Raw genomic sequence first — 14,511 nt, forward strand, 5'->3', positions numbered from 1 at the left:
CCCGTTCTTCACCAACTACCGCCCGCAGTTCTACTTCCGCACGACGGACGTGACGGGCGTGGTGACGCTGCCGGAAGGCACGGAGATGGTGATGCCGGGCGACAACGTGACGATGAGCGTCGAGCTGATCGCGCCGATCGCCATGGACGAAGGCCTGCGCTTCGCCATCCGCGAAGGCGGCCGCACCGTCGGCGCTGGCGTCGTCGCCGGTATCGAAAAGTAAGTAACTTGAGAAACGCCGGCCCAATTCCGGGCCGGCGTTGAATTTTGGATGGCGCTGAAAATGGACAGCCAAGATATTCGCATTCGCCTGAAGGCTTTCGATCACCGAGTGCTCGACCAGTCGACCTCGGAGATCGTCGGTACGGCGAAGAGAACCGGTGCGCAGGTGCGCGGCCCGATTCCGCTTCCGACCCGGATCGAGAAGTTCACGGTGCTGCGGTCTCCGCACATCGACAAGAAGAGCCGCGAGCAGTTCGAAATCCGGACGCACAAGCGGCTGCTCGACATCGTCGATCCGACCCCGCAGACGGTGGACGCGCTGATGAAGCTCGACCTCGCCGCCGGCGTCGACGTTGAGATCAAGCTGAAGGGCTAGGGCAATGCGGACTGGTCTGATTGCGCAGAAGATGGGCATGACCCGCGTCTTCACGCCGGAAGGCGAGAACGTGCCGGTCACCGTTCTGCAGATGAAGGATTGCCAGGTGGTGGCGGTCCGCACCGCGGAGAAGGACGGCTACGACGCCGTGCAGCTGGGGGCGGCGAAGGCGAAGCCGAACCGCGTCTCCAAGCCGATGCGCGGCCACTTTGCCAAGGCGAAGGTGGAGCCGAAGCGCCGGCTGGTCGAGTTCCGCGTCTCCAACGACGCTCTGCTCGAAGTCGGTCAGGAGCTCTCGGCGGCGCATTTCGTCGCCGGGCAGCGGGTCGACGTGACCGGCACCTCGATCGGTAAGGGTTTCGCCGGCGCCATGAAGCGGCACAATTTCGGCGGCATGCGCGCCAGCCACGGCGTGTCGATCTCGCACCGTGCACACGGCTCGACCGGTAATAGCCAGGACCCGGGCCGCGTGTTCAAGGGCAAGAAGATGGCCGGCCACATGGGCGACCGTCGCGTCACCACCCAGAACCTGGAAGTGGTCTCCATCGACGAGGACCGCGGCCTGATTCTGGTGCGCGGTGCGGTGCCGGGCGCCGAGGGAAGCTGGGTCATGGTGCGCGACGCCGTGAAGCGCAGCCGCCCGGAAGACGTGCCCTATCCGGCCGGCTTGAAGAGCCTGCCGGAGGCGGAGCAGCCGGCGGCGGCTTCTGATGAGGCGCCGGAAGCGGCGGCCGAGGCGTCTGCCGACGCGCCGGCCGAGGATAAGAAGGATCAGTAGCCATGAAGTGTCCGGTTACGACACTCGACAATAAGAAGGCCGGCGAGATCGATCTCGACGATACCGTCTTCGGGCTTTCGCCGCGGCAGGACATCCTTGCGCGCGTGGTGAACTGGCAGCTCGCGAAGCGCCGCGCCGGCACGCACAAGGTGAAGACCCGCGGCGAGGTCTCCGGTTCGACCCGTAAGCTCTTTCGTCAGAAGGGCACCGGCAATGCGCGTATGGGCTCCGCCCGGACCACGCAGCGCCGCGGCGGCGGTACCGTCTTCGGCCCGGTGGTGCGCGACCACAGCCACGAGCTGACCAAGAAGGTCCGCAAGCTGGGACTCAAGGCCGCGCTCTCCGCCAAGGCCGCGGAAGGCAAGCTGGTGGTGGTCGAGGATCTTGCAGTCAAGGAAGCCAAGACGGGCGATCTGGCGAAGAAGTTCGCCGCCCTGGGCTGGTCCTCGGCGCTGATCATCGACGGTGCTCAGGTCGACGGCGGTTTCGCCAAGGCGGCGCGTAACCTGCCGCTGGTCGACGTGCTGCCGCAGCAGGGCGCCAATGTGTACGACATTCTGCGCCGCGATACCCTGGTGCTGACCAAGGGTGCGGTGGAAGCGTTGGAGGCGCGACTGAAATGAGCCGGGCACGCGCATTCAAGAACCAGACGGCCAAGGTGTCGTCGGAGCGGATGTACGAGGTGGTTCGTCGCCCGGTGGTGACGGAAAAGTCCACCTTGGGCTCCGAGCACAACCAAATCACCTTCGTGGTGCCGTTGGACGCCACCAAGCCGGAGATCAAGGCCGCGATCGAGGAGATCTTCAAGGTCAAGGTCAAGGCGGTGAACACCCTGCGCAACAAGGGCAAGGTGAAGCGTTTCCGCGGCCAGACGGGCAAGCGTTCCGACGTGAAGAAGGCATTCGTGACTTTGGCAGAAGGTCACAGCATCGACGTGACCACGGGGATCTAAGCGATGGCGCTTAAGAATTTCAATCCGACGACTCCGGGCCGCCGCAATCTCGTGCTGGTGGACCGTGGCGACCTGTGGAAGGGCGCGCCGGTCAAGAAGCTGACCGAAGGCCTGACCAAGAAGGGCGGCCGCAACAACACCGGGCGCATCACGGCGCGCCGTCGTGGCGGCGGCCACAAGCGGCTGTATCGCATTGTCGATTTCAAGCGCCGCAAGTTCGATGTGCCGGCCACGGTGGAGCGCCTGGAATACGATCCGAACCGCAGCGCCTTCATCGCGCTGGTGAACTACGAGGACGGTGAGCAGAGCTACATCCTGGCGCCGCAGCGCCTGGCGATCGGCGATACCGTGATCTCCGGCGAGAAGGCGGACATCAAGCCGGGCAACGCCATGCCGCTGTCCTCCATTCCGGTCGGCACCATCGTCCACAATGTGGAGATGAAGCCGGGCAAGGGCGGTCAGATCGCGCGTTCGGCGGGGACCTACGTTCAGCTGGTCGGCCGCGACGCGGGCTACGCGCTGCTGCGTCTCGGCTCCGGCGAAGTGCGTATGGTGCGGGCCGAGTGCATGGCCTCGATCGGCGCGGTGTCCAATCCGGACAAGGCCAATGCCAAGCTGGGCAAGGCCGGCCGCAAGCGTTGGATCGGCAAGCGCCCCGCGGTGCGCGGCGTCGCCATGAACCCGGTCGATCACCCGCACGGCGGTGGTGAAGGCCGGACCTCGGGCGGCCGTCATCCGGTCACGCCTTGGGGCAAGCCGACCAAGGGTGCCAAGACCCGTCGTAACAAGAAGACGAACGCGCTGATCGTGCGTCGTCGTCACAAGAAGCGCTAAGGGAGCGAAGGCAGTGTCACGCTCTGTTTGGAAAGGTCCGTTCGTCGACAGTTATCTGCTGAAGAAGGCAGAGGCTTCGCGCGGCTCGGGTCGCAACGAGATCATCAAAACCTGGTCCCGTCGTTCGACCATCATGCCGCAGTTCGTCGGTCTGACGTTCGGTGTGTACAACGGCAAGAAGTTCCTGCCGGTCCTGGTGACGGAGAATATGGTGGGCCACAAGTTCGGCGAGTTCGCGCCGACGCGCACCTTCTTCGGCCACGCGGCGGACAAGAAGGCCAAGAGGGGCTAAGTCCATGGGTAAGCCGAAACATCCCGGTCAGTTGGCCGAGAACGAAGCGCGCGCCGTGGTCCGCAATCTGCGCACCAGCGCACAGAAGCTGAACCTCGTGGCGCAGTCGATCCGCGGCAAGAGCGCCGAGCAGGCCCTGGCGGAGTTGACCTTCTCGAAGCGGCGCATCGCCAACGACGTGAAGAAGGCTCTGCAGTCGGCCATCGCCAACGCGGAGAACAATCACCAGCTCGACGTCGACCGGCTCTACGTGTCCGAGGCGACCGTCGGCAAGAGCTTTGTCATGAAGCGTTTCCGTGCCCGTGCGCGCGGCCGCGCTGGAAAAATCGTGAAGCCATGGAGCCGCCTGACCGTGGTGGTTCGTGAGCGCGAGGAAACGGCGTAATGGGTCAGAAAGTCAATCCGATCGGCCTGCGGCTGGGGATCAACCGTACCTGGGATTCCCGCTGGTTTGCGGACGATAACTACGCGGACCTGCTGCATGAGGACCTGCGCATCCGCAAGTATCTGCGCAAGCGGTTGCAGCAGGCGGGTGTTTCGCGCATCGTCATCGAGCGGCCGGCCAAGAAGGCGCGCATCACGATCCACACCGCGCGGCCCGGCGTCGTCATCGGCAAGAAGGGCGCGGACATCGAGAAGCTGCGCTCGGCCTTGCAGGCCATGACCGGCAGTGAGGTGCACCTGAATATCGTCGAGATCCGCAAGCCGGAGATCGACGCCACGCTGGTGGCCGAGAACATCGCCAACCAGTTGGAGCGCCGCGTCGCCTTCCGCCGCGCCATGAAGCGGGCCGTGCAGTCGGCCATGCGTCTGGGCGCCAACGGCATCCGCATCAACTGCGGCGGCCGTCTGGGTGGTGCCGAGATCGCGCGCACCGAGTGGTATCGCGAAGGCCGGGTGCCGCTGCATACGCTGCGCGCCGACGTCGACTATGGCGAGGCGACGGCGAAGACCACTTACGGCGCTTGCGGCGTCAAGGTCTGGGTCTTCAAGGGCGAGATCCTGGCCCACGACCCGATGGCGCAGGACAAGCGGGCGCAGGAAGCCCAAACCGCCAGGTAAGGGGCGGCACGCTAAGGCCGCTTGGGCGACGAGAAGTTTTGAGGAACGACGGTTATGTTGCAGCCGAAACGAACTAAATACCGGAAGGCCCACAAGGGCCGTATCCACGGCAAGGCTAAGGGCGGTACGCAGCTGAACTTTGGTGCCTACGGCCTGAAGGCGACCAGCCCGGGCCGGGTCTCGGCGCGGCAGATCGAAGCTGCGCGCCGCACCATCACGCGCCACATGAAGCGCGTCGGCAAGCTGTGGATCCGCATCTTCCCGGACGTGCCGGTTTCCTCCAAGCCCGCGGAAGTCCGCCAGGGTAAGGGTAAGGGCTCGCCGGAGTGGTGGGCCGCGCGGGTGAAGCCCGGCCGGGTTCTCTTCGAACTCGAGGGCGTTCCGCAGGATCTGGCACGCGAGGCCTTTACTCTGGCCGCCGCGAAGCTGCCGGTTAACACCAAGTTCATCACCCGCCTCGGCGGTGAGGAGCACTAAGTCATGAAGGCAGAAGACCTGCGGACCAAGTCCGCTGACGAGTTGAAGGAGTCGCTGGTCGGCTTGCGGAAGGAGCAGTTCAACCTGCGCTTCCAGCAGGCGAGCGGTCAGCTGGAAAATACGGCGCGCGTGCGGCAGGTTCGCCGCGATATCGCGCGAATCAAAACGATCCTGCGCGATAAGCAGCAGGCGGCGTCTTAGGAGTGTAACGGCTATGCCGCGTCGGATCTTGCAAGGTGTGGTGGTGAGCGATAAGGGCGAGAAGACGATTACCGTCTTGGTCGAGCGTCGCGTCATGCACCCGGTTTATAAGAAATTCATCAAGCTGTCGAAGAAGTACCGTGCCCACGACGAGAGCAATTCTTGCCATGTCGGTGACACTGTGCGGATTCGCGAGTGCCGTCCCATTTCCAAGACCAAGACCTGGGAAGTGGTGACCGGCGAGCAGGCGGCTTAGCAGAGCTAGGAAAGGGCAGGACCGATGATCCAGATGCAGACCCAGCTCGATGTCGCCGATAACTCGGGTGCGCGCCGCGTGCAGTGCATCAAGGTGCTTGGCGGCTCGAAGCGGAAGACGGCCGGCGTCGGCGACGTGATCGTCGTCTCGGTGAAGGAAGCCATTCCGCGCGGCCGCGTGAAGAAGGGCGACGTCCACCAGGCTGTGATCGTCCGTACGGCGAAGGAAATCCGCCGTAACGACGGCAGCACCATCCGCTTCGACAACAATGCGGCTGTGCTGATCAACAAGCAGGGTGAGCCGATCGGAACCCGTATCTTCGGCCCGGTGACGCGTGAGCTTCGTGCCAAGAATTTCATGAAGATCATTTCCCTGGCCCCTGAGGTGCTGTGATGGCCAAGAAGTTTAAGATCAAGAAGGGCGACAAGGTGGTTGTGACCACCGGCCGCGACAAGGGCAAGGAAGGCGAGGTTCTGCAGGTGCTGCGGGAAGACGATCGCGTCCTGGTCCAGGGCGTCAACATGGTCAAGCGCCACACCGCGCCCTCGCAGATGTCGCCCGGCGGCATCGTCGAGAAGGAAGCTTCGGTCCACATTTCGAATGTGGCCCTTATCGATCCGAAGTCGAGCAAGCCGACCCGCGTCGGTTACAAGTTCGACAAGGACGGTCAAAAGATCCGGGTCGCCAAGCGGTCCGGTGAGACAATCGATCTCTAAGCGAAGGTCAGCGATATGAAACCGCGCTTGAAAGAGCACTATGATACTCAGCTGAAGGCTTCCATGATGGAAGAGTTCGGCTACAAGAATGCGATGGAAGTGCCGCGCCTCGAGAAAATCGTCATCAACATGGGTGTCGGTGAGGCCGTGGCGGATTCCAAGAAGATCAAGTCCGCCGTCAACGAAATGGCGCTGATCTCCGGCCAGCAGCCGGTGGTCACCAAGGCCAAGAAGTCGGTCGCGACCTTTAAGCTGCGCGAGGGCATGCCGGTAGGCTGTAAAGTTACCCTGCGCCGCGAGCGGATGTATGAGTTCCTCGACCGCCTGATCACCATCGCGCTGCCGCGCGTGCGTGACTTCCGTGGCGTGTCGGGCAAGAGCTTCGACGGCCGTGGCAACTATGCCATGGGTCTGAAGGAGCAGATCGTCTTCCCGGAAATCGACTACGACACCGTCGACGAGATCCGCGGTATGGACATCATCATCTGCACCACCGCGAAGACGGACAAGGAAGCCCATGCCCTGCTCAAGGGTTTCGACATGCCGTTTCGGGCCTAAGAGGGGCGGAAGGAAAGAGTAATGGCGAAGAAAAGTGCCGTAGAGAAGAACAAGGCCCGCAAGAAGATGGTGGACCGCTATTCGGCGAAGCGGGCTGCGCTCAAGCAGGTTGCGCGCGACCGCGAGTTGCCGCCGGAAGAGCGCTTCCAGGCCTATCTGAAGCTTGCTGAGCTGCCGCGCAACTCGACCAAGGGTCGTTTGCGCAACCGCTGCCAGGTGACCGGGCGCCCGCGTGGCGTCTACCGGAAGTTCCAGTTGTCGCGCATTACGCTGCGTGATCTGGCTTCGGTGGGTCAGATCCCTGGCATGGTTAAGTCGAGCTGGTAGGAGGAAGTCGGGCGATGGCTATGAGCGATCCCCTCGGTGATATGCTGACGCGTATCCGCAATGGACAGCGGACCGGTAAGTCGAAGGTCCGCGCGCCGGCTTCGAAGCTGCGTGCCAATGTCCTTGAGGTGCTGAAGCGAGAGGGTTACATCCGCGACTATCGTACTGAAGCGGGCGATCGGGGACTGAGTGAGGTCGAGATCGAGCTGAAGTACAATGAGGGCGCACCGGTGATCCAGGAGATCGCGCGGGTTTCGCGTCCGGGTCGCCGGGTCTATTCGAAGATCAAGGAGCTGCCGCGGGTCTACAACGGCCTGGGTATCAGCATCCTGTCCACGCCGCGCGGGGTCATGTCGGACCAGGAAGCGCGCGCCGCGAACGTGGGTGGTGAAGTGCTCTGTCGCGTCTATTAATGACGCTGATGTGTTGAGGAACTGACGGATGTCGCGTGTAGGAAAGAACCCCGTCGAGGTGCCCGCGGGAGTCGAGGTCGCCATCAAGGGAGGTCTCGTCTCGGCGAAGGGTAAGTTGGGTTCCCTGGATTTCCAGGCGACCGACGACGTGGAAATCACCCAGGAAGACAGCAAGATCTGGGTGAAGCCGGTCAACGAGTCCAAGAAGGCCCGCGCTATGTGGGGCACGGCCCGCTCGCGCATCCAGAATATGGTGCAGGGCGTCTCCGAGGGCTTCACCAGGGAGCTGGAGATTAACGGTGTCGGCTATCGCGCCGCGGTTCAGGGACAGTCGTTGAACCTGCAGCTCGGCTTCAGCCACGATGTTGCCTATCCGATTCCGGAAGGCATCACCATCAAGTGCGAGAAGCCGACGTCGATTACCGTTTCCGGCGCTGACAAGCAGAAGGTCGGCCAGGTTGCCGCTGAAATCCGCAGCTACCGCCCGCCGGAGCCCTATAAGGGCAAGGGCGTGAAGTACGCGGACGAGGTCATCCTGCGCAAGGAAGGCAAGAAGAAGTAAGAGCCATGAAGACTTCAAAGCAACTCCACGATCGGCGCAAGATGCGCGTGCGCAGCACGCTTGCGCGCAAAGGCAGCGGGCGGCCGCGTCTGTCGGTTTTCCGCTCCGGCAAGCACATCTATGCCCAGGTCATCGACGACGGCCAGGGGCGCACTTTGGCCGCGGCCTCCAGCATCGACGGCGCGCTGAAGGCGAAGCTGAAGAACGGCTCCGACAAGGCGGCTGCGGCCGAGGTCGGCAAGCTGCTGGCCGAGCGGGCTGTGGCAGCGGGCATCAAGGAAGTCCTTTTTGACCGCGGTGGTTACCTCTTTCATGGACGCGTGAAGGCCTTGGCCGACGCGGCTCGTGAAGGCGGTTTGACGTTTTAAGGGAAGATAGATCCATGGCACGAGCTCCCCGCGAAGGGCGGTCCCGCGAAGATCGCCGGCAGCGCGACAACGACGAGCCGGAACTGATTGAGAAGCTGGTCGGCATCAACCGCGTGGCCAAGGTGGTCAAGGGCGGTCGCCGTTTCGGCTTTGCCGCGCTGGTGATCGTCGGCGACGGCCGCGGCCGCGTCGGCCACGGCCACGGCAAGGCGCGCGAAGTACCGGAAGCGATCCGCAAGGCGACCGAGCAGGCCAAGAAGCAGATGGTCCGCGTGCCGCTGCGTGAGGGCCGCACCCTGCACCATGACATCAAAGGCCGCTTCGGCGCCGGTCGCGTGCTGCTGCGCGCCGCCGAGGCCGGTACCGGCATCATCGCCGGCGGCCCGATGCGTGCGGTCTTCGAGGCCCTCGGCGTGCAGGACGTGGTCGCCAAGTCGGTGGGCTCGTCCAACCCCCACAACATGATCCGGGCGACCTTCGAAGCCCTGGAGCGCAGCGCCAGCCCCCGCATGGTGGCTCAGCGGCGCGGCAAGAAGGTCTCCGACATTCTCGGCAAGCGCGACACCGCCGCCGCCGAGGCGCGGGAGTAAGCATCCATGTCTGCAGCGAAGAAGACCCTGAAGGTCACCCAGATCGGCAGCCCGATCGGCCGCACCAAGGACCAGCGGGCGACCCTGGTCGGGCTCGGCCTCAACAAGATGAACCGCTCGCGTGAGCTGGAAGACACGCCGGCGGTGCGCGGCATGATCAACAAGGTGAAGCACCTGGTGCGCGTCGAGGGCGAGGCCTGAGGCCGCCGGGACATCCACGGAAATGGCCGGGAAGAGGCGCCCAGATCGGCGCTCCGGTGAAGGATAAAGTGCTATGAAACTCAATGAGTTGAGCGACAATCAGGGCGCCAACAAGGCCCGCAAGCGCATCGGCCGCGGTATCGGTTCCGGCAAGGGCAAGACCGCCGGCCAAGGCCACAAGGGTCAGAAGGCCCGCTCCGGCGTGTCCATCAAGGGCTTCGAGGGCGGCCAGATGCCGCTGCACCGCCGCTTGCCGAAGCGCGGCTTCAACAACATCTTCGCCAAGAACTACAAGGTGGTGAACACCGGCCGCCTGCAGGGCGCGATCGATGCCGGGCGTCTGGACGCCGGCAAGCCGGTCGACACGGCCGCGCTGAAGGAAGCCGGGCTCATCAAGTCGGCGCCGGATGGCATTCGCCTCCTTGCAAAGGGCGAGTTGAAGGCCAAGATCAACATTACCGTTGCGGGCGCGTCCAAGGCCGCGGTCGAGGCGGTCGAGAAGGCCGGTGGCTCCGTGACCGTCGTTGCCAAGGCTCCTGCCGGCGAAAGCGCGTCCGCTTCCGAGTAGTCGGGCGCGATCCGCCAACCCGCAGCTGTGAGATAGATCCCTATGGCCTCTGCCGCCGAGCAACTTGCCGCCAACATCAATTTCAGCGCCTTCGGTAAGGCGCCGGAACTGAAGAAGCGCCTTTGGTTCACGCTCGGCGCCCTGATCATCTACCGGCTGGGAACCTGGATTCCCATCCCCGGGGTGGATCCGCAGATTCTGCAGGACGTCTTCTCGCAGCAGGCGGGCGGCATCATCGGCGTTTTCGACATGTTCGCCGGTGGCGCGCTCAGCCGCATGACCATCTTCGCCCTCAACATCATGCCGTACATCTCGGCGGCGATCATCATGCAGCTTCTGACGGCGGTCTCGCCGAGCCTGGAAGCGCTGAAGAAAGAGGGCGAGGCGGGCCGCAAGAAGATCAACCAGTACACCCGTTACGGCACCGTGCTGCTGGCCATGTTCCAGTCCTACGGCATCGCGGTGGGCCTGGAGAGCACCCAGAGTTCGGCCGGTTCCGCGGTCATCGATCCGGGCATGTTCTTCCGCATCACCACGGTGATCACCCTGACCGGCGGGACGGTCTTCCTGATGTGGCTGGGCGAGCAGATCACCCAGCGCGGCGTCGGCAACGGCATCTCGCTGATCATTTTCGCCGGCATCGTCGCCAACCTGCCCTTGGCCCTGGTTGAGGTGCTGGAACTGGGCCGGGTGGGGCAGATCTCACCGATTTTCATCGGCATCCTGTTGATCGGAGCCGCCGCCGTGGTGGCTCTGATCGTCTACATCGAGCGGGCCCAGCGCCGCATCGTGGTGCAATACCCGAAGCGCCAGGTCGGCAACAAGATGTTCGGCGGCGAGGCCTCGCACCTGCCGATGAAGCTCAATCCCTCGGGCGTGATTCCGGTGATCTTCGCTTCCTCGCTGCTGTTGCTGCCGGCGACCGTTTCCGGGTTCTCGGGCGCCGGCGGGCCGGAATGGCTGAGTTGGGTCGAGATCTACCTGTCGCACGGGACGCCGCTGTTCATGGCGCTCTATGCGGGCCTCATCATCTTCTTCGCCTTCTTCTACACCGGCATCGTCTTCAATCCCGACGACACGGCCGACAACCTGAAGAAGCACGGCGGCTTCGTTCCGGGTATCCGGCCCGGCAAGAACACGGCCGACTTCCTGCGCCGCATCCTGACCCGCCTGGGTGCGGTGGGCGCCCTCTACCTGGCGGCGGTCGCGCTGCTGCCCGAGGCCCTGCGCGCGCAATATCCGGAATTGCCGTTCTATTTCGGCGGCACGTCGCTGCTGATCGTGGTCACCGTGACGATGGATACCGTCGGGCAGATCCACGCACATCTGCTCGCGCACCAGTACGAGGGGCTCATCAAGAAGTCCAAGCTCAAGGGACGCCGCGGATGAACGTGATTCTGCTGGGTCCGCCGGGCGCGGGCAAGGGGACGCAGGCCAAGCGCCTGGAGAAGAGCCACAATCTCGTGCAGCTGTCGACGGGCGACATGCTGCGGGCCGCCGTTGCCTCGGGCAGCGAGTTGGGCCAGAAGGCCAAGGCCCTGATGGATGCCGGGCACCTGGTGCCCGACGACCTGATGATCGCGATGATTTCGGACCGCATCGATCAGCCCGACTGCGCCGGCGGCTTCATTCTGGACGGCTTTCCGCGCACCACGGCCCAGGCCGAGGCGCTGGACAAGATGCTGGCGGAAAAGGGCCTGAAGCTGAATTCGGTCATCGAGATGAAGGTAAACGACGAGATCCTGGTGGAACGCATCACCGGGCGTTATACCTGCGCGAAGTGCGGGGCCGGCTACCACGACAAGTTTCAGCGGCCGAAGGTCTCCGGGGTCTGCGACAACTGCGGCGGCACCGAGTTCAAGCGCCGGGCGGACGATAACGAGGAGACCGTGCGCACCCGTCTGGAGGCCTATCACGCCCAGACCGCGCCGATCCTGCCCTATTACAGCGGCAAGGGGGTTCTCAAGGCGGTGGACGGCATGGCCGGCATCGACCAGGTGACGGCTCAGATCGAAGATGTTTTGGGGGCGGCATGACGGTTGACTCGCCGCTTTCTCTTTCTATAATCCAGCGTTTCCGGCGCTCCCAGCGACCGGACGATTCTGCTTGTCTAGACATGAACTTCGGGCCCACAGGGGTCCGAGGCCGCGGCGTTTAAGGAGTTCGCGAAGTGGCACGTATTGCGGGCGTCAACATTCCGACGCAGAAACGGGTCGAGATTGCTCTGACCTACATCCACGGGATCGGCCGGACCATGGCGACCAAGATCTGCCAGCAGGTCGATATCCCCCGGGAGCGGCGGGTCAACGAGCTGACCGACGACGAGGTCGCGCGGATCCGCGAAGCCATCGACCGCGACTACGTGGTCGAGGGCGACCTGCGCCGCGAAGTCGCGATGAACATCAAGCGTCTGATGGACCTCGGCTGCTACCGCGGCCTGCGCCACCGCAAGGGCTTGCCGGTGCGCGGCCAGCGCACCAGCACCAACGCGCGGACCCGCAAGGGCCCGGCGCGGCCGATCGCCGGCAAGAAGAAAGCCGCCAGGTAAAGACGCCAGATACGATTTAAGCACCAGGAAACGGGCAACAGGCTATGGCCAAACCTCAAGCGCGTCTGCGCCGCCGCGAGAAGAAGAACATCAGCTCCGGCATCGCGCATGTGAACGCCACTTTCAACAACACCATGATCACCATCACCGACGTGCAGGGAAACACCATTTCCTGGTCTTCGGCTGGCGGTCAGGGCTTCAAGGGGTCGCGTAAGTCTACCCCCTATGCCGCGCAGATCGCGGCGGAGGATGCCGGCCGCAAGGCGCAGGAACACGGCATGCGCACGCTTGAGGTCAACGTGAAGGGCCCGGGCTCGGGCCGTGAATCGGCGCTGCGGGCGCTGCAGGCGGTCGGCTTCACCATCACGGCGATCCGTGACGTGACCCCGATCCCGCACAACGGCTGCCGTCCGCCGAAGCGTCGTCGCGTTTAAGGCGCGGCCCTTTCCGGGGTGTTCGACCCCGGGCGGTTGAAAGGCCATGGCGGAGGCTGCCCGCCAACTGGCCTTTTGGCGTCGCAGGGATAGCCTGTGCCGCCGGATGTGGAATCGAAACAGCCTAGAGTCGTGAGGGCACGAGCGTGCTTCAAAAGAACTGGACCGAACTGATCAAGCCGACGAAGCTGGATATCCAGCCGGGACCGGACGCCCATCGGGTGGCCAAGGTCGTCGCCGAGCCGCTGGAGCGCGGATTCGGCCTGACGCTGGGCAATGCCCTGCGTCGCGTGCTGCTGTCGTCGCTGCAGGGTGCGGCGGTGACCTCCATCCAGGTTGATGGTGTTCTGCACGAGTTCTCCTCCATTCCGGGCGTCCGCGAGGACGTGACCGACGTGGTGCTCAACGTGAAAGCCATCGCGCTGCGCATGGGCGGCGAGGGGCCGAAGCGGATGCGCTTGCGCGCCGAGGGCCCGGGCGAGGTGACGGCCGGCCAGATCGAGACCGGGCATGACATCGAGATCATGAACCCGAACCTGGTGCTCTGCACCTTGGACGACGGCGCCAGCATCGACATGGAACTGACCGTCGACACCGGGAAGGGCTACGTGGCCGCCAGCCAGAACCGCCCCGAGGACGCGCCGATCGGCCTGGTGCCGGTCGACTCGATCTTCTCGCCGGTACGCAAGGTTTCCTACAAGGTGGAGAACACCCGTGTCGGCCAGGTCACCGACTACGACAAGCTCACCATGGAACTGGAGACCAACGGTGCGGTGACGCCTGAGGACGCGGTCGCCCTGGCGGCGCGCATCCTGCAGGACCAGTTGCAGCTCTTCATCAACTTCGAGGAGCCGCAGGCGCGTCACGAGGAAGAGGCCGCTTCCGAGCCGCCGTTCAACCGCAATCTGCTGCGCAAGGTGGAAGAGCTCGAGCTTTCGGTGCGGTCTGCGAACTGCCTGAAGAACGACAACATCGTCTACATCGGCGACCTGGTGCAGAAGACCGAGGGCGAGATGCTGCGCACCCCGAACTTCGGCCGCAAATCCTTGAACGAGATCAAGGAAGTGCTGGCCACCATGGGGCTGCACCTGGGCATGGAAATTCCGAACTGGCCGCCCGAGAACATCGAGGAACTGGCCAAGCGCCTGGAGGAGCCCTACTAAGGGCCTGCCGGGAAGGTCAGTCTACTGGAGCAGTCCGCTCCCCCCGTTCGTACAGATGACGGCCCGCAGGGCGGATCTGGCGGTCGGCAACACAATCGGTCTCGCGCGCGAGGCCAGGGATGAAGGGATAGTAAGATGCGTCACGGTCTTCACGGCCGCCGTTTCAACCGGACGGCCAGCCACCGCAAAGCGATGTTCGCCAACATGGCGGCTTCCTTGATCAAGCACGAGCAGATCAAGACCACGCTGCCGAAGGCCAAGGATCTGCGGCGCGTCATCGACCGTCTCATCACCCTGGGCAAGCGCGGCGACCTGCACGCCCGCCGTCAGGCGCTCTCCGTGCTGCGCGACACCGAGATCACGGCGAAGCTCTTCGGCGATCTGGCGGAGCGTTACAAGGAACGCAACGGCGGTTATAGCCGCGTGCTGAAGGCCGGCTTCCGTTACGGCGACATGGCGCCGATGGCGGTGATTGAGCTGGTCGACCGCGACCCCGACGCCAAGGGACAGGACTCCGGTCCGACCCAGGACGCCGTCGAGGAAGAGGACGAGGACTGAGTTTGCTGTCCTCCGGCCGGCATGGCGGACGTTTTCGAAAGGCAGCCTCTTGGGC

The 14,511-nt window shown here is 64.1% G+C and carries 27 protein-coding genes and 1 pseudogene; all 28 read left to right on the forward strand.

Features of this window, described 5'->3' with window-relative positions; translation table 11 throughout:
• A pseudogene (gene tuf, locus AAFN88_RS21375) lies at positions 1 to 223 on the forward strand (elongation factor Tu); the annotation flags it as partial.
• A gap of 60 nt (positions 224 to 283) precedes the next feature.
• The gene (gene rpsJ, locus AAFN88_RS21380) at positions 284 to 598 is read left to right on the forward strand and encodes a 30S ribosomal protein S10 (protein WP_193368120.1); all 315 of its coding nucleotides are present in this window, start codon (positions 284 to 286) and stop codon (positions 596 to 598) included.
• A 4-nt stretch (positions 599 to 602) separates the two neighbouring features.
• Positions 603 to 1,376, forward strand: a complete 774-nt coding sequence (gene rplC, locus AAFN88_RS21385) for a 50S ribosomal protein L3 (protein ID WP_347522796.1) — start codon at positions 603 to 605, stop codon at positions 1,374 to 1,376.
• Positions 1,377 to 1,378: 2 nt separating this feature from the next.
• Positions 1,379 to 1,999 carry a 50S ribosomal protein L4 gene (rplD, locus tag AAFN88_RS21390; RefSeq protein WP_347522798.1) on the forward strand — a complete coding sequence of 207 codons (621 nt, stop codon included), beginning with the start codon at positions 1,379 to 1,381 and terminating at the stop codon, positions 1,997 to 1,999.
• Entirely contained in the window at positions 1,996 to 2,328 is a 333-nt protein-coding gene (locus AAFN88_RS21395) for a 50S ribosomal protein L23 (protein WP_347522799.1), read from the forward strand. The genes rplD and AAFN88_RS21395 overlap by 4 nt, the downstream gene beginning before the upstream one ends.
• Before the next feature lie 3 nt (positions 2,329 to 2,331).
• Positions 2,332 to 3,162, forward strand: coding sequence for a 50S ribosomal protein L2 (rplB, locus tag AAFN88_RS21400; RefSeq protein WP_347522801.1), 831 nt, complete (start codon positions 2,332 to 2,334; stop codon positions 3,160 to 3,162).
• A 13-nt stretch (positions 3,163 to 3,175) separates the two neighbouring features.
• Positions 3,176 to 3,454, forward strand: coding sequence for a 30S ribosomal protein S19 (rpsS, locus tag AAFN88_RS21405; RefSeq protein ID WP_193368115.1), 279 nt, complete (start codon positions 3,176 to 3,178; stop codon positions 3,452 to 3,454).
• 4 nt (positions 3,455 to 3,458) lie between these two features.
• Entirely contained in the window at positions 3,459 to 3,839 is a 381-nt protein-coding gene (gene rplV, locus AAFN88_RS21410; RefSeq protein WP_347522802.1) for a 50S ribosomal protein L22, read from the forward strand.
• Positions 3,839 to 4,516 (forward strand): 30S ribosomal protein S3, encoded by a 678-nt coding sequence (gene rpsC / locus AAFN88_RS21415; protein ID WP_193368113.1) that lies wholly within the window; start codon positions 3,839 to 3,841, stop codon positions 4,514 to 4,516. The genes rplV and rpsC overlap by 1 nt, the downstream gene beginning before the upstream one ends.
• Before the next feature lie 54 nt (positions 4,517 to 4,570).
• A complete protein-coding gene (gene rplP, locus AAFN88_RS21420) occupies positions 4,571 to 4,993 on the forward strand; it encodes a 50S ribosomal protein L16 (protein WP_347522804.1) in 423 nt (140 codons plus the stop codon).
• A 3-nt stretch (positions 4,994 to 4,996) separates the two neighbouring features.
• The gene (rpmC, locus tag AAFN88_RS21425; RefSeq protein WP_193368111.1) at positions 4,997 to 5,194 is read left to right on the forward strand and encodes a 50S ribosomal protein L29; all 198 of its coding nucleotides are present in this window, start codon (positions 4,997 to 4,999) and stop codon (positions 5,192 to 5,194) included.
• Between the two features lie 13 nt (positions 5,195 to 5,207).
• Entirely contained in the window at positions 5,208 to 5,450 is a 243-nt protein-coding gene (rpsQ, locus tag AAFN88_RS21430) for a 30S ribosomal protein S17 (protein ID WP_347522806.1), read from the forward strand.
• A gap of 24 nt (positions 5,451 to 5,474) precedes the next feature.
• Positions 5,475 to 5,843, forward strand: coding sequence for a 50S ribosomal protein L14 (gene rplN / locus AAFN88_RS21435; RefSeq protein WP_347522808.1), 369 nt, complete (start codon positions 5,475 to 5,477; stop codon positions 5,841 to 5,843).
• Positions 5,843 to 6,166: a 50S ribosomal protein L24 gene (gene rplX, locus AAFN88_RS21440; RefSeq protein WP_347522809.1), complete on the forward strand. Its 324-nt coding sequence runs from the start codon at positions 5,843 to 5,845 to the stop codon at positions 6,164 to 6,166. Before rplN ends, rplX begins: the two co-directional genes overlap by 1 nt.
• Before the next feature lie 15 nt (positions 6,167 to 6,181).
• Positions 6,182 to 6,724, forward strand: a complete 543-nt coding sequence (rplE, locus tag AAFN88_RS21445; protein ID WP_347522811.1) for a 50S ribosomal protein L5 — start codon at positions 6,182 to 6,184, stop codon at positions 6,722 to 6,724.
• A gap of 21 nt (positions 6,725 to 6,745) precedes the next feature.
• Positions 6,746 to 7,051, forward strand: a complete 306-nt coding sequence (gene rpsN / locus AAFN88_RS21450; protein WP_347522812.1) for a 30S ribosomal protein S14 — start codon at positions 6,746 to 6,748, stop codon at positions 7,049 to 7,051.
• A 14-nt stretch (positions 7,052 to 7,065) separates the two neighbouring features.
• A complete protein-coding gene (rpsH, locus tag AAFN88_RS21455) occupies positions 7,066 to 7,464 on the forward strand; it encodes a 30S ribosomal protein S8 (protein WP_347522813.1) in 399 nt (132 codons plus the stop codon).
• 28 nt (positions 7,465 to 7,492) lie between these two features.
• A complete protein-coding gene (gene rplF / locus AAFN88_RS21460) occupies positions 7,493 to 8,026 on the forward strand; it encodes a 50S ribosomal protein L6 (protein WP_347522814.1) in 534 nt (177 codons plus the stop codon).
• A gap of 5 nt (positions 8,027 to 8,031) precedes the next feature.
• Positions 8,032 to 8,394: a 50S ribosomal protein L18 gene (rplR, locus tag AAFN88_RS21465; RefSeq protein WP_347522815.1), complete on the forward strand. Its 363-nt coding sequence runs from the start codon at positions 8,032 to 8,034 to the stop codon at positions 8,392 to 8,394.
• A gap of 14 nt (positions 8,395 to 8,408) precedes the next feature.
• Positions 8,409 to 8,984 (forward strand): 30S ribosomal protein S5, encoded by a 576-nt coding sequence (gene rpsE / locus AAFN88_RS21470; protein ID WP_347522816.1) that lies wholly within the window; start codon positions 8,409 to 8,411, stop codon positions 8,982 to 8,984.
• Positions 8,985 to 8,990: 6 nt separating this feature from the next.
• Entirely contained in the window at positions 8,991 to 9,185 is a 195-nt protein-coding gene (rpmD, locus tag AAFN88_RS21475; RefSeq protein WP_193368101.1) for a 50S ribosomal protein L30, read from the forward strand.
• A gap of 73 nt (positions 9,186 to 9,258) precedes the next feature.
• Entirely contained in the window at positions 9,259 to 9,753 is a 495-nt protein-coding gene (gene rplO / locus AAFN88_RS21480; protein ID WP_347522817.1) for a 50S ribosomal protein L15, read from the forward strand.
• Positions 9,754 to 9,795: 42 nt separating this feature from the next.
• A complete protein-coding gene (gene secY, locus AAFN88_RS21485) occupies positions 9,796 to 11,142 on the forward strand; it encodes a preprotein translocase subunit SecY (protein ID WP_347522818.1) in 1,347 nt (448 codons plus the stop codon).
• On the forward strand, positions 11,139 to 11,789 hold the full coding sequence (locus AAFN88_RS21490; protein WP_347522819.1) for an adenylate kinase: 651 nt from the start codon (positions 11,139 to 11,141) through the stop codon (positions 11,787 to 11,789). Before secY ends, AAFN88_RS21490 begins: the two co-directional genes overlap by 4 nt.
• Before the next feature lie 134 nt (positions 11,790 to 11,923).
• The gene (gene rpsM / locus AAFN88_RS21495) at positions 11,924 to 12,301 is read left to right on the forward strand and encodes a 30S ribosomal protein S13 (RefSeq protein WP_347522820.1); all 378 of its coding nucleotides are present in this window, start codon (positions 11,924 to 11,926) and stop codon (positions 12,299 to 12,301) included.
• A 44-nt stretch (positions 12,302 to 12,345) separates the two neighbouring features.
• Entirely contained in the window at positions 12,346 to 12,735 is a 390-nt protein-coding gene (gene rpsK, locus AAFN88_RS21500; protein WP_167231749.1) for a 30S ribosomal protein S11, read from the forward strand.
• A gap of 146 nt (positions 12,736 to 12,881) precedes the next feature.
• Positions 12,882 to 13,898 (forward strand): DNA-directed RNA polymerase subunit alpha, encoded by a 1,017-nt coding sequence (locus tag AAFN88_RS21505; RefSeq protein WP_347522822.1) that lies wholly within the window; start codon positions 12,882 to 12,884, stop codon positions 13,896 to 13,898.
• Between the two features lie 135 nt (positions 13,899 to 14,033).
• Positions 14,034 to 14,456, forward strand: coding sequence for a 50S ribosomal protein L17 (gene rplQ, locus AAFN88_RS21510; protein ID WP_347522823.1), 423 nt, complete (start codon positions 14,034 to 14,036; stop codon positions 14,454 to 14,456).
• Positions 14,457 to 14,511 lie beyond the last annotated feature (55 nt).

It is taken from the genome of Pelagibius sp. CAU 1746 (assembly GCF_039839785.1).
In the GTDB taxonomy this organism is placed as follows: Bacteria; Pseudomonadota; Alphaproteobacteria; order Kiloniellales; family Kiloniellaceae; genus Pelagibius.